Source organism: Herbaspirillum sp. GW822-FHT03A08 (genome assembly GCF_058801885.1).
This window is the reverse complement of record NZ_JBXANR010000002.1, coordinates 153637-172579: the sequence shown is the minus strand read 5'-3', so window position 1 is coordinate 172579 and position 18943 is coordinate 153637. Positions and strand designations below refer to the sequence as shown.

The window sequence follows — 18943 nt, the reverse complement described above, 5'->3', positions numbered from 1 at the left end:
CCGTTGCGCGACATGGCGTTCGTGCTCAACGATTTGCTGGAGGCGCCTGTGCGCTTGTCGGCGTTGACCGCGCATGCCGACGTCGATGCCGATCTGATGAAGCAGGTGCTGGAAGAAGCCGGCCGTTTTGCCGCCGAAGTGGTAGCACCGATCAATGCCGGCGGCGACCGTGAAGGCTGTCGCTTCGCAGACGGCGAAGTGCGGACGCCGGCGGGCTTCGCGGCTGCATACCGCCAGTTCTGCGAGGCCGGATGGCCGGCGCTGGCCTGTGCCACGGAACACGGCGGACAAGGTCTGCCGCATTTGCTCAACTGTGCGTTGTTTGAAATGCTGAGCGCCGCCAATCACGGCTGGACCATGTATCCGGGCTTGCTGCATGGCGCGTACGCCTGCCTCAGCGCACATGCGAGTGATGTGCTCAAGGCCCGCTATCTGGAGAAGATCGTCAGCGGCCAATGGCTGGCGACGATGTGCCTGACCGAGGCGCACGCAGGCAGCGACCTCGGCTTGCTGCGCACGCGCGCCGTCATGCAAAACGATGGCAGTTACCGATTGAGCGGCGACAAGATTTTCATTTCCGGCGGCGAGCAGGACATGACGGACAACATCGTGCATCTGGTGTTGGCGCGCCTGCCGGATGCACCGGCAGGCAGCAAGGGACTATCGCTGTTTCTGGTCCCCAAGTTTTTGCCGGACGGTGTGCGTAATGAAGTGCGCTGCACCGGCATCGAACACAAGATGGGCATCCGCGGCAGCGCCACTTGCAGCATGCATTTTGAGAATGCCAGCGGCTGGCTGGTCGGTGTCGAAGGACGTGGGCTGGCGGCGATGTTCGTGATGATGAATTCGGCGCGCCTGCATGTCGGTGCGCAAGGATTAGGAATTGCCGAAGCGGCCTGTCAGCGCGCGCTGGCTTACGCACGTGACCGCACGCAATCGCGCGCACCGGTCCGCATCTCGACGCACAACGCCGCCGATCCCATCGTCATGCATCCGGCGGTGCAAAAACTGCTGATGGCGCAGCGTTGCCGTATCGAAGGCGGCCGCATGCTGGCGTACTGGAGCGGCCTGCTGCTGGATCTGGCGGAGCACGATCACGAAGCGGATCAGCGCCGCCGGCATCACGACCGCCTGGAATTCATCACGCCGGTGATCAAGGCGATGCTGACGGACAACGGCTTCCAGAGCGCCAGCCAGGCCTTGCAGGTATTCGGCGGACACGGCTATGTGACCGAAACCGGCATTGACCAGTATCTGCGCGACGCGCGCATCACGATGATTTACGAAGGCAGCAACGAGATCCAGGCCATCGATTTTCTGTTGCGCAAGGCGCTGGCTGACAACGGCCGCCGCATGAAAGATTTCATCTCGATGGTGGAACAGGAGCTTGGACACGAGTTTGAACAGACAAGCGCACAAACCGCTGTCGCGGGTGATGAATTGACGCTGCAAAAGCAACAGCTTCTGCAACTGACACGCTATCTGGAAAAAACCACGCTCGCCATTGCCGCGGCAAGCGCCGCCTCGCCTCAACTACCCTACTTCGTCGCCGACGAAATACTGCGCCTGACCGGCCACGCCGCGATGGCGTGGCTGTGGCTGAAAGCAGCACGCAATGCGGCACGAAAACACGCTGCAGACCCGAAGTTCTACGGCAGCAAGCGCGACAGCGCGTGCTATTATTTCGCCTTCCTGTTTCCGGAAACCCATCAGCTGTGCGGCGTCGTCGACGCTTGTCTGGCTGCCGGCACACCGGCAATACCATCCGATCTGACCCTACACGATGCTGCCTAAAAAGCCGGCCGAATTTGAGCTAGAAGATGCCGACACGGCAGATGCTGCACCACCGCTCGACCAGAGCGTCCTGCTGAGCCTGGTCGGCTACAACTGCCGGCGCGCCTACATCACGATCATGCCGCTGTTCGAAAAGCGCATGGCGAAATTCGAGCTGCGTCCGGTCGACTTCACGGTACTGAGCCTGCTCAAGGCCAATCCCAACATCAACCAGAAGCGCCTGTCGAAGGCCATCAACGTCTCGCCGCCGAATCTGGCGACCTTACTCGATCGCCTCGAACAGCGCGACCTGGTGATGCGCCAGCGCAATCCTCAGGATCGCCGCTCGCAGACGCTGGTGCTGACTGCAGCCGGCATGCGCATGTGCGTCAAGGCCGAGAAGACCGCCGCCGAGCTGGAAGAAAAAGCCACCGAAGCGCTCAACGATGCCGAGCGCGGACAACTGATCAAACTGCTGCAGAAGATTTTCATCTCCAGCCTCTGAATGCTGAACTCTGACCGCTGAACAAAAAAGCCGACATCATCGTCGGCTTTTTTTTTGCTCAGGCTGCACCGCACACGATTAACGCAGGAAAATCAGTTCAGCGTAGCTGGGATTGGCGTGCGCCTGTTGATACTGCTTCAGTTCTTCGACGACTTGTGCGCGTGTCTTGGTCGACACCGGCGCCGAAGCGATCGCCTTGTCCGGATAAGTTGCGTCGTTGATCGGCAGCTCGCCGTTGGCACGGGCTTGCTTCAGTTCGTCAACGACTTCGGCGCGGGTCTTGGTCGATTGAACCGACGCCATGGCCTTGTCGGGATATGAGACGTCATTGATCGGCAATTCACCGTTGGCACGCGCTTGCGCCAGTTCGGCGATCACTTCGGCACGTGTCTTGGTGGAAACGAACTTGGCATCTTCAGGATAAGGTGCTTCTGCCAGGGCGGCGCCTGCAAGGCTCAACATAAGGACGGCTGCGGAAATTTTCTTGATGTTCATGATTTACTCCAATGGGTGCTGCTGCAGCCGGACCTTCACGCGAAGGTCCTGTTCATAACTGCGTTCACCATGGAGAGCATCTTATTTGTTGCAACAGCAAAGAAAAATGGGGATGCGAGCAATGCTCTATTTCGATTACAGAAATAATGCGTGTTTTTACAATAGAGGAAGACGGCAAGAGCGAACTGCACAATATCGCCCAAAGCCGCTTGCTGAAAGGGATAGAGAAGAATCAACACACGGGCTGGCGCACCATTATTGCTCTCAGGCAGCGTATTGGGATGAAGGCTGAATGAAAGCTGGCGAATCTTTCATTACAGATGGCACAACAATCCCGTGACGTAATACTGTCAGTTACCGATCCCGACGTGATACTGCTTGAACATGGTCCAGACCGAACTCTTGACCTGAAAGGTCGAAAAAGTCAGCTCACGTAAATCGCCGCTGGCGTCGAAGGCGATGTTGCCGCTCAGGCCATTGTATTTGATCGCGTGCAAGGCGGCGGCGACCTTGCGCGGATTGGCGGTGCCGGCACGCACCACCGCTGCCGCCAGTACTTGCACCTGATCGTAAGCGACTGCGGAATACGGTCCGATGGCGGTGTTGTAGCGCTGCTGGTAGTTCTTTTCAAAACTCTCCATCTGCTTGCTCTTGCGCTGATGCGCACCCGGCATGATGGAGACCGTTCCTTCCGCGCCCGGCCCCGCCGTCTGCAGAAACATCGGTCCGACTACCGAAGCCGCGGTGATCAGGGTGATGTCGGTGCCGAGACGATACATGTTCTGCGCGAACATCGCGCTTTGCGATCCGAGGCCGCCGAAGAAAATGGCGTCGGCCTTGCCGGTGCGTATCGATTTCAGAATGTCGTTGAAGTCGTAAGTGGTCGCGCTGACGGCATTGACGCTGACGATCTTGCCGCCCATCTTGGTGAAGGCGTTTTCGAATTTTTCCTTGTAGTCGCGGCCGAAGACGCTGTCATCGTGGACGATGGCAATCCGCATTTTGCGCAACTCTTGCACGGTGTACACGGCAAGCACGTGCGCGCGCTGTTCGTCATAGGCGGCAAAGCGGAACGCCGTGTCATGCCCTTGCTGGGTGAAGCGCCGCGTGCCGGAAACGGCGAAATGCGGGATGCCGGCTTTCTGATAAATCTCCGACGAACTGACCGCCACCGCGCTGTTGAAGATACCCACCACGCCGGCGACGCCGCTCTTGACGAAATACTTGGCGGCGATCTCCGCAATGCGCGGGTTGGACTTGTCGTCCTGCACCAGCAGTTTGAAGGTGAGCTTTTCCCCATTGATGCGCAGGTCTGCGCTATTGACGTCGTCGACCGCCATCTTGGCGGCGTTCAGCATGCTGGTCCCGCTGGCGCTGCTCAGACCGGTGAGCGGTCCGGCAAATCCGATGGAGACGATCTTTTCGGCCATTGCCGCCGGCGATGCCAGCAGCGCTGCTACGGCCAGCAACATGGCGTTGCGTTTGCCTGTCTTCCCCATATGTCTCTGTCCTTGTCTGCATCGCGCTGGTTTATTTATAGATACGCGATCCGGACAGTTATATCACTGCGGCAAGGGAAGCCATAAGGGGAAAATGAAGCATAAAAACCGGGGATTTCAATATCGTCGGCCGATGTTGCCTTGATGTTGCCTCAATGCTGTTGTGAGCTTGCCGGGATGTTGCCGAATTTGCATGAGCCGGACTCAGGTGTCGACGATACCGTCCGGATCCCAGCTGTCGTAGGCAGACTCCAGCGCGCGGCGCAGTTCGTCCATGCGATCGCGGCCGATCAGCTCGCCCATGTGGCGTTCCGCCTGTGCGCTTAGTTCGATGGCGGCGGCGTGCAAGGCCTTGCCGCGTTTTGTCAGCATGACCAGTTTGGCCCGGCCGTCGTCGGGATCGGGAACGATGCTCAGGTAACCGAAGCCCTCCAGCTGCTCGACCAGGTAAGCCATGCTTTGCTTGGTCATGCCCGCGCGCGCAGCCAGGTCGACCACGCGGCTGCCGCCCGGCGCGATGGCGCGAAAAACGGCACTGTGTGCGACGCGCACTTCTTCAAAACCACGCACGGCAAGTTCGTCGTACAGCCATACGGCCATGCGGTCGTAGACCCCGCGCAACAACGCCCCGATGGTGCGATGCAGGTCGGGAATCGTGTCGGCGCGTGCCAGCGAGGGCCGGGCTGTGCGCTCGGCGGCGTTGTCTGTCCTGGTGGATTTTTTGCTCATGCCTGATCTTGACACATAGACAGATCATATGTCTATAATAGACAGAATATCTGACTTAATTAACAAAAAAGGGAAAGCCGATATGAATGCCATCCAGAGAAATCTTGACGTCGTCGACCGCCACATTCGCGATGAAGCGCGTGATGTGGACAGCGTGCTGGCGCTGTATACCGATGATGTGATTTTTGAAGCGCCGAACCGCGGTATTCGCCTGGTTGGCAAGCATGCCATCCGCGAAATGTATCTCGCCATGTTCGGCGCAATGGCGGAAGTGGAAATCGAACCGCTGGATCGCTTTGCAACCGAGACGCGCGTGGTCGACGACATGCTGGCGCGCTTTCGCATCACGGGACCGGGGATCCGCAACTGTCCGCTGTCGGTCGGGGTGCGAGCCGAGTTGCGGCTGGTGCATCATTTCACGATGCGTGACGGCCTGATTGCGCGCGAACAGACGTTTGAGGTGTGGAAGATGCTGTCCTGACCGGTCCTCATGCGTCGAAGAAGGGAAGTACTTTCTCCAGCAGCGCATCCGGCGCTTCTTCGGGAATGTAGTGGCCGCAGTCGAGTGCGCCGCCGCTCAGCCTGCCGGAGAATTTTGCCCACTCCCTGAGCGGGTCAAAGCATTTTTCGATCACGCCTTGCTTGCCCCACAAGGCCAGCATCTCGCAGCGGATCTTGTTGCCGGCAGCGAGGTCATGGCGCTCGTGTTCCAGATCGATGCCGGCGCTGGCGCGATAGTCTTCGCAGATGCCGTGAATGGTGGCCGGGTCGCGCAGGCAGCGCAAATATTCTGCATATGCTTCCGGCGTGAAGGGTTTCAGTCCGGCGCTGCGGCCGCCGATGGTGTGCTTCAGATAATCTTCCGGATGAGAGGCGAGCAGCGTCTCCGGGAACGGCGCCGGACGGATCAGGAAGAACCAGTGGTAATACGCAGTAGCGAATTCCCTGCTGGTCTGTTCGTACATCGCCAGCGTCGGCGCGATGTCGAGCACTGCCAGCTTGCGGATTGCGTCGGGATGATCGAGCGCCATGCGGTAGGCCACGCGGCCGCCGCGGTCATGTCCCATCAGCAGGAATTGGGAGAAGCCGAGCGAAGCCATCAGGTCAATCTGGTCCTGCCCCATGACGCGTTTGGAATAATTGCTGTGATCGGGAAGGCCGGCCGGCTTGCCGCTGTCGCCGTAACCGCGCAAGTCGGCGGCAATGACGGTATAACGCTCGGCCAGTTGCTGCGCGACCTTGTGCCAGATGACATGCGTCTGCGGGTGGCCGTGCAACAGCAGCAAGGCGGGACCGGAACCGCCGCGGAGGTAATTGATGTGCGTGCCGTTGACGTCGGCGACGTGACGCGTGAATCCTTCGAACATGGTCGGTTCCTTTGATGTCTCCCCTTGCCGCTTGCAGCCTGCAGAGCAGGTGGAAATGCAGCAATGCGGACGATGGGTACAGGGTGATTGTACGTCCGGCACCGCTCCACATAATTCATCAGGATTAAGTCTATTATTTGTTTTAACTTAATAATAAAACAACCATAAATATCAACGGCGACCAGGCTGGCGCTCAGTTATCCAGATACTCGAAGTCTTCTTCCGGCAAAGCGCGGGAGGCCGGTTTCATTGCGCCGTCCTGTGAGCACAGGCGCGTGGTCACACTCTTGCCGCGCCGCGTGATGATCCCGGCGCTGAATTCAGGATTGTTGGGACCGTTGCCGAAGCCGGTGCGCACAGTGCGCTCGAACAGGAAGTAGTCGTAGTCGCCATTCCTGAAACGAATGCGCTCCTCGCCGCCGCCGGAATAACCGGTCTCGCTCTTGAAGAATTTGCCGTCCGCCGGTTGCGGCGTATCGGGATAGCTCAGCTCGACCTTTTGCGCAGTGCCGAAGCGGTATTGCAGCTTACCGGCGGCGTCCTTGCTTGCCCCCGAAGCGCACAGCGACACTTGCTTGCCCTTGATGGTGCATTGGAACAGGGGTGTTTCGCCGGCGGTGCAGAGACTCTTTTCCGGTGCGACGGCAAATGCGGCATGCTGCATCGGCACGAAGCCGGCAAAAACGGAAAGCAAGAGGAGAAGTTTTTTCATGGCATGAACGCGTATGAGAGCAATGGCGTCGAGTATAACGAAGAGTCGGGGACAACCGGCATCGGGGCATCAGGCTTGCCAGACGCCGTAGCCGGCCTCACGCAGGCCGATCGCCAGCTCGACCTCCATGTCACGCGCGCCGTCGTAGGGCATGGGGTTGTACATTTCGTAGAGCTTGGGCAACAGGCGCAGGCCGTATTCGCGCACGAAGCGGTTGGACTGAATACCGGCCTTGTGCTTGTCGAAACGCTGATCGACATTCAGTCCGGTCATGCCGACATAGACGCAGGGCTTGCCGGTGACGTAGTCGGGATTGGCTTTGCGAAAGCGTGCCTCGTAGAGCACATCCGTGGACAGTTCAATGACGTAGACGGAGTAGTGATAACGGCGCGCCATGGCTGACTCAGTGTGCAGCGCCGGCAGGGTCTGCTGCATCCACTGCGGATTTTCCCGGCACCGTGACCAGCAGCATGCCGGCGAGTGCGACGGCGAAGGCGGCGAGCTGGATGATGGTCAACTGCTCGCCGAGCGCCAGCACACCGACCAGTGCAGTGCTGACCGGCAGCATGACGGTGAACACGCCGGCGCGTGAAGCGGGAATCGATTTGAGGCCGGTCATCCACAGCCACACGCTCCAGACACTCGCCGCCAGGGCGTAGAACAGCAACAGCAGCCAGATGCCTTTGTGCACGGCGCCAAAGTCGAAGTGCAACGCCGTGTAAAAACCCATCGGCGTCATCAGGATCAGGCCCCACAAGTTGATGATGGAGCTGATGCGCTTGGGGCTGAGGACGGCGGTGAGCTTCTTGCCGATGACCGCGTATGAAGCTTCGCACAGCACGGCGGCGAACACCAGCAGATTGCCGAGCCAGGCCTGATGCTCACCGGCGCTGTCGAGTCCCGGCGCATGCGGATTTTTCGCCAGCGACAGCAAGCCGATACCGAGCGCACCGCAGGCGACTGCCAGCCAGACGCGCAGGCCGATGCGTTCGCGCAGGAAGATCCAGCTCATCAGCGCCACCACCGCCGGAATCACCGACATGATGACGCCGGCCGAAACGGCGCTGGTCATGCTCACGCCGCTGATCATGCAGATCGTGAAGAGGAAGTTGCCGAGAAAGGATTCCAGAAACACCAGCAGGCGCGTGCGCGGGGTGAGCGGCGCTTCCGCTCCCGGCTTCTTCAGCCAGCGGATCATGGCGACGGCGCCGATGCCGAAGCGCAGCCACGCGAGCAGAAATACCGGCAATGCCGCCGCCAGCGGTTTGGTGAGCGCCACGTAAGCGCCGACCATGGACATGCTCAGCGCCAGGCAGACATAGGCCGTCATGCGGCCGGGGGTGTAATTCATCGGATAGGGAATGAGGTTATGCTTTCCTGCGGGAAAGCCGGTCGTGCATTTTAATATGAAGGCTCCCATCAGGCAGGTGAACGGGACGAAACCGCCGAAATCGCCAACTTGGTAAGAATTGTAAGCAAGTAATGCCAAGCCTTTCACGGCGGCTGAAATGCCCTATATTTGAATCGTGGCGACAAATCAGATGCGCCTCAACTGAAAGGACATCATCATGATCACCAAAAAAATTATTCCCGCCCTGCTGATCACTGCAGTACTGGCAGCGTCGGTGTCGAGTTCCGCTTCCGCACATGATCGCGGCGGCAACAACGGCCTTGCCATCGCCGCCGGCATCATCGGCGCGGTCGCCATCGGCTCGATAATCGCCAACGCCAATTCGGGTCCGAGCTATGCGCCGCCGCAACAGGTCTATCAGCCTGCTCCGCAGCCTGTGTATTACCAGGCGCCGCAGCAAGTCTACTACCAACCTGCTCCGGTATATGCACGTCCGGCTCCGGTGTATGTGGAACGCGAATATCGCGAACGTCCGGTTTATCGTGAGTATCGCCGCGAATACCGCGACGTGTATTACACCCGCTAACAGCGAACGGCAACAAGTTAGCAGACAACAACGGTAACCCCGCGGCCGGGGCGGCGAGCAGAGCAATCTGCCGCCGCCCGGCCGTTTGCATTGTTACGCCGGCAGGAGTGATCCGAGGGGGCAATCTTTCTCCACGCGCCCTTGTGCAATGGCAAACTGCTCCCAGATAGCCGTGAACTCTTGGGAGAATGCACATGAACGTTCTGATTTTCGGCGCCACCGGCATGGTCGGCCAGGGCCTGTTGCGCGAATGCCTGCTTGATCCCGCCATCGCCTCGGTGCGCGTAGTCGGCCGCACTCCCGTCGGCGTGCAACATCCCAAACTGAGCGAATTGCTTCACGCCGATCTCTATCACTACGACAGCGTGGAAGAACAATTGCGCGGCTTCGATGCCTGCTTCTTTTGCCTCGGCGTGTCAGTGAGCGGCAAGACGGAAGCCGAATACACCCGCATCACCTACGACCTGACGATGGCGGCGGCGCAAACCTTGTGCCGGCTCAATCCCGGGATGCGCTTCTTCTACATCTCCGGCGCCAGTACCGACAGCACGGAGCAAGGCAAGGTCATGTGGGCGCGCGTCAAAGGAAAAACCGAGAACGCCCTGCTCGCCTTGCCGTTCAAGGCGGCCTACATGTTCCGTCCCGGCGCGATCCAGCCCATGCATGGAGAAGTATCGAAGACGCCGGCGTATCGCTGGTTCTACACGCTGGCGGGCCCGCTGCTGTCGCTGGCGCGCTCGCTCTTCCCGCAGCATGTCACCACCACCGAACAACTCTCACGCGCCATGATCAACGTTGCACGGCGCGGACACGGCAAACCCATCGTCCACAATGCCGATATCGCCGGGCTTGCACAATTGGCATAACGGGATAGCAACTTATTTACCCGCCGTTATCCGATGGATAACGGAATCATCGATTGCATCGCCGTATTGTGCTGAAACCGCGCTGAAATCAGATTTTGTCCTACAGAAATCTTGCAGACGACGGACATAGAATGAATCACCTTTGATATTCGCAATGGTGAGCCGCTATGAACAAGAAACTCGATTACCCCGTCGCTGACATCCGCCACTATCTGGAGCCGGGACCGATCGTGCTGGTGACTTCGCGCTGGCAGGATGAAACCGATGTCATGACGCTGGGCTGGCACACGGTAATGGAATTCACGCCCTCGCTGGTAGGCTGCGTCATCGCCTCCGGCAATCACAGCTTCGAACTGATCCGCAGCAGCCGGGAATGCGTGATCAACATCCCGACGGTGGAAATGATCGATACCGTGGTCGACATCGGCAACTGCTCCGGCGCCGAAGTCGACAAGTTCAGCCGCTTCGGCCTGTCGACCAGCCCTGCGGCTAAAGTCCGTGCACCGCTGATCGATGATTGCTTCGTCAACCTGGAGTGCAGACTCTACGATGACTGCCTGATCGACACCTACAACTATTTCATCTTCGAAGTGGTCAAGGCGCACGCCGCCGCGAGTCCGAAACATCCGGAGACGGTCCACTACACCGGCGACGGCGAATTCATGGCCGCGGGCAGGCATCTCAGCCGGCGCGGACGTTTCGTCACTCAGAATCTCTAAATGCTGCCGCCGAAATAAAAAGACCGCACGCTTGCACGTGCGGTCTTTTTTCTCTCTGCTGCTTACGTTCGAGCGAGATCAGTCCTTCTGCTTCAGACTTCGTGCTCGAGACGATGCAACTCGGACGAGCTCAGCCGCGCTGCCGGCGGCGTGATGTCGATCGCGTGTTTGGATGCGATCTTCGATGACTGTGCCGCAGCGCTCGTCACGATGCGGGCAGCATCGAGCTTGAACACGCTGACCACCTGCTCCAGCGTTTCGGCCTGATCCTGCAAGGCTTGCGCGGCGGCGGCAGCTTCTTCGACCAGTGCGGCGTTTTGCTGCGTGACGTCATCCATTTGCGAGACGGCCTGGTTGACCTGGCTGATGCCGCTGCTTTGCTCTTCGCTGGCGCTGGCAATTTCGCCGACGATGTCGGTAACCTTCTGCACGCTGTTGACGATGTCGCTCATGGTGGTGCCGGCTTGCTGCACCAGCTTGCTGCCGGAACCGACCTTGTCGACCGAGTCATCGATCAGGGTCTTGATTTCTTTTGCCGCCGCTGCCGAGCGCTGCGCCAGGCTGCGCACTTCGGACGCCACCACCGCAAAGCCGCGGCCTTGTTCGCCGGCGCGCGCCGCTTCGACTGCTGCATTCAACGCCAGGATATTGGTCTGGAAAGCGATGCCGTCGATCACGCTGATGATGTCGACGATCTTGCGCGACGAATCATTGATGGAGTTCATCGTATCGACCACCTGACGCACCACGTCGCCGCCTTGCGAAGCGATGTGCGATGCCGACAGCGCGAGCTGGTTGGCTTGCTTGGCGTTCTCGGTGTTTTGCTTGACGACGGAAGTCAGCTGTTCGAGGCTCGATGCCGTCTCTTCCAGCGATGCAGCTTGCTGCTCGGTGCGCGACGACAGATCGGTGTTGCCGACGGCGATCTGCTTGGCGGCGACGCTGACCGAATCGGTCGATGTCCGCACGGTGCCGATCACGTCGACGATGCGCACGCGCAGCTTGTTGAAGGCGGTCGCGGCGTGACCGATTTCATCCATGCGTTCGACATGCATCGGCTTCGACAGATCGAGCGAAGCGCTGACTTCTTCAAACGTATTTTTGATGTTGCGCAGGCTGCCGCTGATGTTGCGGTACAGCGTCAGCGCCAGCGTGCCGGTGAGCAGGATCGCCACCACGATGACGGCCACCATGCTCTTGAAGGCGAACTCGTAGGCCGCAACGCTTTCCGCACGCACGTCGTCGACCAGTTTGCTGTTGTAGGCGATGTGGTCGTCGATGCCTTTCTTGACGCCTGCTGCCGACACTGCCAGCGGACTGCCCGCCATCAGCGTGGCGCGCACGCCGTCCATGTCGCCGGCGTGGGCGGCGGCGAAGAATGGAATCAAGGCCTTGCGATAGGCTTCCATGTTGACCTTGTCGGCTTCCAGCATTTTGCCGTCGGTCTCGTCGTAGATCTGCTCTTTCGCGTACTTGGCGACCACGTCATCGAAAGCCTTGTTGGCGTCGGCCACTGCTTTATCCAGCGCGGTCTTGTCGCTCAGATTGGAGAACACCGACAGCCGGTAACCGGCAAGGCGCGTATCGGCGAGGAATCCCTTGGCGGCGTTCAGCCCGCTGATGCTCGGGATGATGCGGTTCTGCACGGTGTCGAAGCGCACCTGTGCGCGTTGCAGTTGCACAAGGCCGTCGATGCCGACGAAAAGGAGAGCCAGCAGGGCCACTGACAGGGTAAGAAGAAGGCGTTTGGTGATTGTCATGGTCGTATCGTTTCTCAAAAGAATGGATGGGATCCGAAGCTACGTTGGCCCCGGGGCTGGCGTTGTCTCTTCCTGTGCGGACAGTAAAGTTGCATGCTGGCAAATGTGTTATCCGGAACTGCTGCGCCGCCAACATCCTGGTTCCGCCTGACCGGCGGGACCAACATGTTAGCGGCGCTGTATGACTGCTTGATGAATCAGGTATTCAGCGAATCCGTTCGCGCTTATGCCGCGATGGAGGTGCCTTCAAAGGCGTCCTGCAAGGATTCGCCATGCTCGCGGCAGAATTTCTGGCCCGCGCGGTAGCCGACGTCGAACAGCAACTGCATGTTCGATGTCGACCAGTCCAATACCTCCGGCCAGTGCTCGTCGGGAATGCCGCTCATCAGATCGACCTTGAGCAGACGGCGCAGCGGTTCTCCGGTTTCCGGATGCGTGTTGTGTTCGAGTTCGAACAGGCGCATTTCGGATTTCGAAATTTTTACCAGCGGCGTGATGATGGAGCGCACCCAGGCGTCGTACAGATTGCGCGGTTTGCGGATCAGACGATCTTCGCCGAGGATGTCGAGCACCACCAGCGTTTCGATGTCGGCATGCTTGCCGGAGGTGGACAGCAGCGGATCGAAATTGAGCGTGTCGAGCGCAGCGCCTTCGATGTAGTCGTCTCCGTTGATTTCCGTCGGCGGATACAGGAAGGGGAAGGATAAGGCAGCGCGCACGTGAATCGGCGCTATCTCTTTCTTGTCCCAGATCTGCATCTCGCCCTTGCTCATGTTGTAGGCGTTGATATAGAAGTCTGGCTTCATGCGCGCGATGGCATCGAAGTCGATCGATTGCTCAAGGAAAGGATGATGCGCGCACAGGCCGAGGCTCTTCGATGAAAGATCCGACGGCGACATGGCTGACAACATCAGATGCATCCAGTCGTTCCATGCACCGGAGGCTTCCGCAAAGCGCTGCGTGAAGACATCGAGGAAAGGATAGCCGGCCGCCATGGTGGACATGTTCGGCATACCCGGCATGGAAGGCATCTGCGGCAGGGAAGGTATCTGCGACGGCGTATTGTCGCGGAAGCTGCGCGCTTCCTGTCCCGGCTTCTTGAAGATCTTGTAGTTGATGGGGAACATCTTGTAGATGCTGTCGGATATCCCCGCTTCAGCCCAGCGCATCAGCGCCTCGCGCGGCGAGCAATCCAGAGGGGCCTGATACAGCAAGCCCATCAGCACGCCTGCACCCGACGCCGAGATGACGTCGAATTCGATGCCCTCATCCAGAAACGCAGTCAGTGCCCCTGCGATCAAGGTTGAGTTCGGCGCACCGCCGCCGATCACCAATGCTTTTTTTCCCGCCCGATACTGATTGGTCATGTGAGCCTCTCAGATTTCCCGTTGTGTTTTGGAACAATGCGCGCATATGAAAATGAGGAAAATGACGCACTGCAAAATTTTTCTTAGTGAGGGAAATATAGCCTCAAAGAAACAGAAAGGAAGGACTTGCGGCGATTTAATTAACGCATATCAGGTATTCAACAAGCTGATATGAGGACGCCTGCTGCGTTTGCGCGGTGCGACCATTACCTGAGGCGAGATGGATTGCGAAAAACCTGTTTGCAAGATGACAGCAAATATCAAACTTAGTCACGCATTTGTCATGAATTGAAGTTACGCGATGTCCGCATTTTCGACGACAGGCGAAAGAGAAAATATGAAAATTTCTGCCTATTTTGCTGCCGTTTTTTACGCTTCGGCCGAATCCTCCGCAATCGGAGACAATGATCCTTCCTCACAATTCAGAACATGGTTGTGCGCATGCTCAATAAAGCCTATTCGCTGGTATTTCTCGAGAACCGTCTCACCCTCGGCCTGATGACGCCATTGACGCCGCCCGCCGGCGTGCTCGCCGACCCCGCAACGGAGAAAGCATTGGCGCAGCATGCCGAAGCATGCGGTTTCACTGCGCTGTGGACGCGCGATGTGCCGCTGATGATTCCGCAGGCCGGTGAAGTCAGTGCGCTCGATGATCCATTTCTCTGGCTGGGCATGCTGGCCGGCGCAACCACCACGATTGCGATCGGGACGGCAGCTGCGGTGCTGCCCTTGCGGCATCCGCTGTTGCTGGCCAAGAGCGCGCTGAGCCTGGATCGTTTGTCCGGAGGGCGCTTTTTGCTCGGCGTGGGCTCGGGCGACCGCGAAGAAGAATTCGCCGCGTTCGGCATGACGGCGGAACAAGGCGGCGAACGCTTCCGCGCGCATTGGGAAATCGTACGCGCCGCGCTGGACGATGCGCCGGATGAAGCGGCAAGACAAGTGTTGATGCAAGCCACCGGCGGCTACGAGGTGTTGCCGCATCCGGCACAGCGGATTGCCATGCTGGCGGTCGGTTCGGCGCGCCAATCCCTGCAGTGGATCGCCGCCAACGCCGACGGCTGGGCGTCCTACCATCGCGAGGAACAACGTCAGCAAGGCCGCATCGGTCTGTGGCAACAGGCGCTGGCGCAACGCGCAGGCGGCGCGGCCAAACCCTTCATCCAGTCATTGAATCTGGATTTGCTGGACGATCCGCATGCGCCGTCCGAACCGATCACGCTGGGCATGCGCGGCGGCCGCCACGCTTTGCTCGACTATCTGCGGAGATTGCACGATTACGGCGTCGGCCACGTGCTGTTGAATCTGGCGCGCCAGGGCAGGCCGCGCCGCGAAGTGATGGAAGAAATCGGCCGCGAGCTCATCCCGCAATTGGGCTGAGCTCGCAACAGGCAGGTACTTATTTCCCCCAGCGCAGCACCAGCGGATCGAGACGGCGCGCGATCTTGATCAGGCCGTCGCGGGTTGCGGGATGCATCGCAGCCAGCGGATGGCGTACAGCGTCCGATTTGATGATGCCGCCTTCTTTCATCAGCGCCTTGCAGGACGCCAGGCCGCCCTGGCGATTTTCGTAATTGATGAGCGGCAGCCATTCCTGATAGTGCTGCGCCGCCAGTTCGGTGTCGCCGGCAAAGTAAGCATCGAGGATGCGGCGAATACCGTCGGGATAACCGCCGCCGGTCATGGCGCCGGTGGCGCCGGCATCCAGATCGGCCATCAGCGTGATGGCTTCTTCACCGTCCCACGGACCGACGATCGCTTCGCCGCCGAGTGCAATAATTTCACGCAGCTTGTTGGCCGCTTGCGGCACTTCGATCTTGAAGTAAGAAACGTTGGCGATGTCTTTCGCCATGCGCACCAGCAGCGACGGCGACAGCGTAGTGCCGCTGACCGGCGCATCCTGGATCATGATCGGGATGCTGATGGCATCCGAGACGGTGCTGAAGAAATCATAGATGCCGGTCTCGCCGATGCGGATGGTTGCGCCGTGGTACGGCGGCATGATCATGACCATCGCAGCGCCGGCATCTTGCGCGATGCGGCTGCGCTGGGCGCAGATGCGCGAACTGAAATGCGTGGTCGTGACGATCACCGGCACGCGTCCGGCGACGTGATCCAGCACCGTGCTGATGAGCGAGTTGCGCTCGTCGTCGGTCAGTGCGAACTGTTCGGAAAAATTGGCCAGAATGCAGATGCCGTCGGAACCGGCATCGATCATGAAGTCGATACAGCGGCGCTGCCCTTCCAGATCGATATCGCCGTGGTCGTCGAAGATGGTCGGTGCCACGGGAAAAACGCCGCGATAAACCGGCGTGGGCGCATTCTTGTTTTTGCTCATGATCGTGTGTCTCTCTTTGGGTGATGCGGACAGCCGCTTAATGTTGTTGTCTTTGCGGCGCCGATCCGGGATCACATCAGAGCATCACAATGGATGGCTATGGATGGCGTTGGCCTCAGCGTCCCTTCAGCAACTGATTGACTTGCTGAAACTCCATGGGCGGGTAGTAATAGAACCCCTGGAAGAACTGGCATCCGATGGCTTTGAGAAATTTTTCCTGCACCAGCGTTTCCACCCCTTCGGCGACGGTGGTGCAAGAGAGAATCTTCGCCAGCGATACGACTGCGCGGATAATCAGCTCGCTCTTCTCGCTGATCCCGATTTGCGCCACAAAAGACTGGTCTATCTTAATACTTTTCGTGGGAAAGCGACTCAGCTTCTGCAAAGAGGAGTATCCCGTGCCGAAATCGTCGATGGTAATCCCATATCCCTTGGCGTTGAGCGCCTCCAGATGGCTGATTGCCAGGTTCTCATTGCCGACCAGTCCGGTTTCGGTAATTTCAAACTCCAGATAGTCGGAACTGATGCGATGTTTCTGGCAGGAAGCGTTCACCAGATCGAGCAGATCAGCGCGCACGATGTCGATCGCCGACAGGTTGATCGCGACCGGCAGGCAGCGGCGACCGGCATCCAGCGTCTGGCGGATATAGGTGCACACGCTGTCCACCACGAACGCCGTGATGAAGTGAATGGCGCCGCTGCTCTCCGCCACCGGGATGAATTCTGCGGGCGAGACATCTCCCAGAGTCGGCGAACGCCAGCGGATCAACGCTTCAAGTCCGACGATCTCGCCATCGCGCGTGACCTTGGGTTGATACACCAGACGCAGTTCGTTTTCGCGCAGCGCCATAAGGATGGCCTGCTCGATGTTGAGACGGCGGCGGATCTGCGCCGCCGCCTCGTCGTCGAATACGGCGACGTTCTGGTTACCGGAACGGCGCGCGGTATCCAGTGCGATCTTGCCGCGCTGAAGCAACTCGTCGCCATCCGTTTCACCAGGACGCGAGAACGCTACCGCCATGGAAATCTGCACCGGATGGCGCTCACCGTTGAGCACCAGTTCTTCCGGCAGGCTGCGCCGGATATGTTCGATTTGCGGAATGGCGTCGCGGCTGCCGTGAGTGCTTTCGATGGTGAAACCGAACACCACGCTACGTAGCCGCGCACACAGGCTATCGTCCGGCAGCAGGCGCCTGAGCGTCTCGGCAAAGGCTGCAATTACGTCGTCGCCGGCGGCGCTGCCGTGCGCGTCGTTGACGTACTTGATGCTGTCGAGGCGAATAATGATCAGCGCCAGCTGACGTCGCGGCGGCATGGCGCTCATGGCGGCTGCCAACTGCTGCATCATCATGTCGCGGTTAGGCAATCTGGTCAGTTGATCGTGGCTGCTGAGGAAGGACTCACGCTCCTTGCTGCGGCTCAACGCCTCTTGGATGCGGCGCATTTGCGAGATGTCGCGCAGCAGGACGATGTAATGGTTTTCCGAAGTCGGCGAGATGGTTTCTATCGAGATCAGGCGGCCGTCGCGGGTCTCGAATTCCTGCCCCGGCTTGAGCGAGAGGATGTCCGCGGTCTTCTCTTCCTTGTCTTTGCACTTGTGCGCCAGCAAGGCAAACAAGCTGGCTGACTTTTTATCCTGACGGCCGATGATGGCGTCGGCCAAAGAGTTGGCTTTGAGGATGCGCGCCTGGACGTCGCACAGCACAATTGCGCCCCCGGCGTTTTCAAAAATCTCCTGATATTGTGCGTGGCTGCTCTCCAACTCGATGCTAGCCGCACGGTGACGTCTCACCGCTGCATCAAGTGCATGCAACAACCGGAATACGCCCAGCGGTACGCAGATATTGAAGAACAGAAAAAGCAGCGCCTGGATATATGCATGCGCATTGGCCAACGGAGTCGACAGACCTGGATAGCTGGGCAACGGCTCATTGCGCATCAGCAGCATGAACGGGAAGAAGTTGATCGTCATCAGCACCAGCGCCAGGCGCGAGCCGAAGAAGATGCGCGCGATCAGCGGCGCGGTATAGACGAACATGATGCCCAGTTTGGCGATCTCGTTGTCGTTGACGAAATAGACGATACAGAACGCCGCAGCGTAGATCGTCGCAATCAGCATCGCGCTGCCGACCACAGGCCGCCGCAAGGAGGCGAACACCGCCATCGACAAGGCGATGAAAAAACCCGTCACGATAACGATGATGTAGTAAGCGCCGACCTTGACTGCATCAATGGCGCTGAGCAGCCCGATGCAAAATTCAAGCAGCAAACCCGACACCAGAATGATGCGCAGCGCGCTCTCTTTCCAGACCGTGTTTTCCGCCGCGCTCAGCGCGTTTTCTTTAAGCAGTAGCCACTGGAACATTGTATTTTTCTTGGTGAGTTTGGGCACGGGTCTTGCGCATCTGCGGACTGCCATTCACATCGATTGAGTCGCATCGCGCTTCCGGTAAACGGGAGGGGTGGCCCCGTCATGGCTTGCATGCCACCGCAGCGCGCTGCTTGCGCGCCGATTGATGCACCGGTGTTCGCTGGCTGTAACTCGGTTAGTTTCTAACAAGTTCTGATTCAACCTCGCATAGTCTCATAAATAATTTCCAATAAGCAATAACATTCCATAGCGGATACCCCTCATTTACATTTGCTGACTCGCATACTGGCAAGCATGTTTCCATATCTGCAATTGCTTGCAGATTCTTTGTTGTCTGGCTGCCAATTAACAGGCCGGAGCATGGTGCGCGGAAAATTGGTATTGCTCGCATTTCTGAAAGGCTGTGACGAGACGGCCCGCGTCGCTATTCACCGAGCATGCGCTGTCTTGATGCAATGAAAAAAGCCCGCGGGCATCTCTGCATCGCGGGCTTTTTTCTCAGAGAAAT

19 protein-coding genes are annotated in these 18943 nt (G+C 58.9%); 8 read left to right on the top strand and 11 right to left on the bottom strand.

Annotated elements, in window-relative coordinates:
• Nucleotides 1–12 precede the first annotated feature (12 nt).
• Nucleotides 13–1794: an acyl-CoA dehydrogenase family protein gene (locus AC1RN6_RS05790; protein WP_493004729.1), complete on the top strand. Its 1782-nt coding sequence runs from the start codon at nucleotides 13–15 to the stop codon at nucleotides 1792–1794.
• The gene (locus tag AC1RN6_RS05785; RefSeq protein WP_493003769.1) at nucleotides 1784–2278 is read left to right on the top strand and encodes a MarR family winged helix-turn-helix transcriptional regulator; all 495 of its coding nucleotides are present in this window, start codon (nucleotides 1784–1786) and stop codon (nucleotides 2276–2278) included. Before AC1RN6_RS05790 ends, AC1RN6_RS05785 begins: the two co-directional genes overlap by 11 nt.
• Nucleotides 2279–2356: 78 nt before the next feature.
• On the opposite strand, the gene AC1RN6_RS05780 is transcribed toward AC1RN6_RS05785, so the two are convergent.
• Nucleotides 2357–2773, bottom strand: coding sequence for a DUF4148 domain-containing protein (locus AC1RN6_RS05780; RefSeq protein WP_493003767.1), 417 nt, complete (start codon nucleotides 2771–2773; stop codon nucleotides 2357–2359).
• A gap of 11 nt (nucleotides 2774–2784) precedes the next feature.
• Here AC1RN6_RS05780 and AC1RN6_RS05775 point away from each other — a divergent pair, with 11 nt between their 5' ends.
• Nucleotides 2785–3069 (top strand): hypothetical protein, encoded by a 285-nt coding sequence (locus tag AC1RN6_RS05775; protein WP_493003766.1) that lies wholly within the window; start codon nucleotides 2785–2787, stop codon nucleotides 3067–3069.
• Between the two features lie 54 nt (nucleotides 3070–3123).
• On the opposite strand, the gene AC1RN6_RS05770 is transcribed toward AC1RN6_RS05775, so the two are convergent.
• Together AC1RN6_RS05770 and AC1RN6_RS05765 are read right to left on the bottom strand one after the other, a co-directional pair.
• On the bottom strand, nucleotides 3124–4272 hold the full coding sequence (locus AC1RN6_RS05770; protein ID WP_493003765.1) for a branched-chain amino acid ABC transporter substrate-binding protein: 1149 nt from the start codon (nucleotides 4270–4272) through the stop codon (nucleotides 3124–3126).
• A 204-nt stretch (nucleotides 4273–4476) separates the two neighbouring features.
• Nucleotides 4477–5001, bottom strand: coding sequence for a MarR family winged helix-turn-helix transcriptional regulator (locus AC1RN6_RS05765; RefSeq protein ID WP_493003763.1), 525 nt, complete (start codon nucleotides 4999–5001; stop codon nucleotides 4477–4479).
• A gap of 82 nt (nucleotides 5002–5083) precedes the next feature.
• Here AC1RN6_RS05765 and AC1RN6_RS05760 point away from each other — a divergent pair, with 82 nt between their 5' ends.
• A complete protein-coding gene (locus tag AC1RN6_RS05760; RefSeq protein ID WP_493003762.1) occupies nucleotides 5084–5482 on the top strand; it encodes a nuclear transport factor 2 family protein in 399 nt (132 codons plus the stop codon).
• A gap of 7 nt (nucleotides 5483–5489) precedes the next feature.
• Here AC1RN6_RS05760 and AC1RN6_RS05755 read toward each other — a convergent pair whose 3' ends face one another.
• From AC1RN6_RS05755 to AC1RN6_RS05740, 4 genes are all read right to left on the bottom strand, one after another.
• Nucleotides 5490–6368, bottom strand: coding sequence for an alpha/beta fold hydrolase (locus AC1RN6_RS05755; RefSeq protein WP_493003761.1), 879 nt, complete (start codon nucleotides 6366–6368; stop codon nucleotides 5490–5492).
• Nucleotides 6369–6561: 193 nt separating this feature from the next.
• A complete protein-coding gene (locus AC1RN6_RS05750) occupies nucleotides 6562–7080 on the bottom strand; it encodes a hypothetical protein (protein WP_493003759.1) in 519 nt (172 codons plus the stop codon).
• 69 nt (nucleotides 7081–7149) lie between these two features.
• Nucleotides 7150–7476: a hypothetical protein gene (locus AC1RN6_RS05745; RefSeq protein ID WP_493004727.1), complete on the bottom strand. Its 327-nt coding sequence runs from the start codon at nucleotides 7474–7476 to the stop codon at nucleotides 7150–7152.
• A gap of 7 nt (nucleotides 7477–7483) precedes the next feature.
• On the bottom strand, nucleotides 7484–8431 hold the full coding sequence (locus AC1RN6_RS05740) for a DMT family transporter (RefSeq protein ID WP_493003757.1): 948 nt from the start codon (nucleotides 8429–8431) through the stop codon (nucleotides 7484–7486).
• A 217-nt stretch (nucleotides 8432–8648) separates the two neighbouring features.
• Between AC1RN6_RS05740 and AC1RN6_RS05735 the strand changes: the two genes are divergently transcribed.
• The 3 genes from AC1RN6_RS05735 to AC1RN6_RS05725 all read left to right on the top strand — a co-directional run bounded on the left by AC1RN6_RS05735 (nucleotide 8649) and on the right by AC1RN6_RS05725 (nucleotide 10602).
• Complete coding sequence (locus AC1RN6_RS05735; RefSeq protein ID WP_493003755.1) at nucleotides 8649–9017, top strand: hypothetical protein; 369 nt, start codon at nucleotides 8649–8651, stop codon at nucleotides 9015–9017.
• 194 nt (nucleotides 9018–9211) lie between these two features.
• The gene (locus tag AC1RN6_RS05730) at nucleotides 9212–9883 is read left to right on the top strand and encodes an NAD-dependent epimerase/dehydratase family protein (RefSeq protein ID WP_493003754.1); all 672 of its coding nucleotides are present in this window, start codon (nucleotides 9212–9214) and stop codon (nucleotides 9881–9883) included.
• Nucleotides 9884–10050: 167 nt separating this feature from the next.
• On the top strand, nucleotides 10051–10602 hold the full coding sequence (locus tag AC1RN6_RS05725) for a flavin reductase family protein (RefSeq protein WP_493003753.1): 552 nt from the start codon (nucleotides 10051–10053) through the stop codon (nucleotides 10600–10602).
• Nucleotides 10603–10694: 92 nt separating this feature from the next.
• On the opposite strand, the gene AC1RN6_RS05720 is transcribed toward AC1RN6_RS05725, so the two are convergent.
• Both AC1RN6_RS05720 and AC1RN6_RS05715 read right to left on the bottom strand, forming a co-directional pair.
• Nucleotides 10695–12362: a methyl-accepting chemotaxis protein gene (locus AC1RN6_RS05720; protein ID WP_493003751.1), complete on the bottom strand. Its 1668-nt coding sequence runs from the start codon at nucleotides 12360–12362 to the stop codon at nucleotides 10695–10697.
• Between the two features lie 224 nt (nucleotides 12363–12586).
• On the bottom strand, nucleotides 12587–13729 hold the full coding sequence (locus AC1RN6_RS05715; protein ID WP_493003749.1) for a patatin-like phospholipase family protein: 1143 nt from the start codon (nucleotides 13727–13729) through the stop codon (nucleotides 12587–12589).
• Between the two features lie 441 nt (nucleotides 13730–14170).
• Between AC1RN6_RS05715 and AC1RN6_RS05710 the strand changes: the two genes are divergently transcribed.
• On the top strand, nucleotides 14171–15106 hold the full coding sequence (locus AC1RN6_RS05710; protein ID WP_493003748.1) for a TIGR03571 family LLM class oxidoreductase: 936 nt from the start codon (nucleotides 14171–14173) through the stop codon (nucleotides 15104–15106).
• Nucleotides 15107–15125: 19 nt separating this feature from the next.
• Here AC1RN6_RS05710 and AC1RN6_RS05705 read toward each other — a convergent pair whose 3' ends face one another.
• Both AC1RN6_RS05705 and AC1RN6_RS05700 read right to left on the bottom strand, forming a co-directional pair.
• Nucleotides 15126–16064, bottom strand: a complete 939-nt coding sequence (locus tag AC1RN6_RS05705; RefSeq protein WP_493003746.1) for a dihydrodipicolinate synthase family protein — start codon at nucleotides 16062–16064, stop codon at nucleotides 15126–15128.
• A 115-nt stretch (nucleotides 16065–16179) separates the two neighbouring features.
• The gene (locus AC1RN6_RS05700) at nucleotides 16180–18429 is read right to left on the bottom strand and encodes a putative bifunctional diguanylate cyclase/phosphodiesterase (protein ID WP_493003744.1); all 2250 of its coding nucleotides are present in this window, start codon (nucleotides 18427–18429) and stop codon (nucleotides 16180–16182) included.
• Nucleotides 18430–18943: the final 514 nt, after the last annotated feature.

Excerpts from the sequence above, each read along its gene's own strand:
- AC1RN6_RS05790 (WP_493004729.1), top strand. The coding sequence starts at position 13 with ATGGCGTTCGTGCTCAACGATTTGCTGGAGGCGCCTGTGCGCTTGTCG.
- AC1RN6_RS05785 (WP_493003769.1), top strand. The coding sequence starts at position 1,784 with ATGCTGCCTAAAAAGCCGGCCGAATTTGAGCTAGAAGATGCCGACACG.
- AC1RN6_RS05780 (WP_493003767.1), bottom strand. The coding sequence starts at position 2,773 with ATGAACATCAAGAAAATTTCCGCAGCCGTCCTTATGTTGAGCCTTGCA.
- AC1RN6_RS05775 (WP_493003766.1), top strand. The coding sequence starts at position 2,785 with ATGGGTGCTGCTGCAGCCGGACCTTCACGCGAAGGTCCTGTTCATAAC.
- AC1RN6_RS05770 (WP_493003765.1), bottom strand. The coding sequence starts at position 4,272 with ATGGGGAAGACAGGCAAACGCAACGCCATGTTGCTGGCCGTAGCAGCG.
- AC1RN6_RS05765 (WP_493003763.1), bottom strand. The coding sequence starts at position 5,001 with ATGAGCAAAAAATCCACCAGGACAGACAACGCCGCCGAGCGCACAGCC.
- AC1RN6_RS05760 (WP_493003762.1), top strand. The coding sequence starts at position 5,084 with ATGAATGCCATCCAGAGAAATCTTGACGTCGTCGACCGCCACATTCGC.
- AC1RN6_RS05755 (WP_493003761.1), bottom strand. The coding sequence starts at position 6,368 with ATGTTCGAAGGATTCACGCGTCACGTCGCCGACGTCAACGGCACGCAC.
- AC1RN6_RS05750 (WP_493003759.1), bottom strand. The coding sequence starts at position 7,080 with ATGAAAAAACTTCTCCTCTTGCTTTCCGTTTTTGCCGGCTTCGTGCCG.
- AC1RN6_RS05745 (WP_493004727.1), bottom strand. The coding sequence starts at position 7,476 with ATGGCGCGCCGTTATCACTACTCCGTCTACGTCATTGAACTGTCCACG.
- AC1RN6_RS05740 (WP_493003757.1), bottom strand. The coding sequence starts at position 8,431 with ATGAATTACACCCCCGGCCGCATGACGGCCTATGTCTGCCTGGCGCTG.
- AC1RN6_RS05735 (WP_493003755.1), top strand. The coding sequence starts at position 8,649 with ATGATCACCAAAAAAATTATTCCCGCCCTGCTGATCACTGCAGTACTG.
- AC1RN6_RS05730 (WP_493003754.1), top strand. The coding sequence starts at position 9,212 with ATGAACGTTCTGATTTTCGGCGCCACCGGCATGGTCGGCCAGGGCCTG.
- AC1RN6_RS05725 (WP_493003753.1), top strand. The coding sequence starts at position 10,051 with ATGAACAAGAAACTCGATTACCCCGTCGCTGACATCCGCCACTATCTG.
- AC1RN6_RS05720 (WP_493003751.1), bottom strand. The coding sequence starts at position 12,362 with ATGACAATCACCAAACGCCTTCTTCTTACCCTGTCAGTGGCCCTGCTG.
- AC1RN6_RS05715 (WP_493003749.1), bottom strand. The coding sequence starts at position 13,729 with ATGACCAATCAGTATCGGGCGGGAAAAAAAGCATTGGTGATCGGCGGC.
- AC1RN6_RS05710 (WP_493003748.1), top strand. The coding sequence starts at position 14,171 with ATGCTCAATAAAGCCTATTCGCTGGTATTTCTCGAGAACCGTCTCACC.
- AC1RN6_RS05705 (WP_493003746.1), bottom strand. The coding sequence starts at position 16,064 with ATGAGCAAAAACAAGAATGCGCCCACGCCGGTTTATCGCGGCGTTTTT.
- AC1RN6_RS05700 (WP_493003744.1), bottom strand. The coding sequence starts at position 18,429 with ATGTTCCAGTGGCTACTGCTTAAAGAAAACGCGCTGAGCGCGGCGGAA.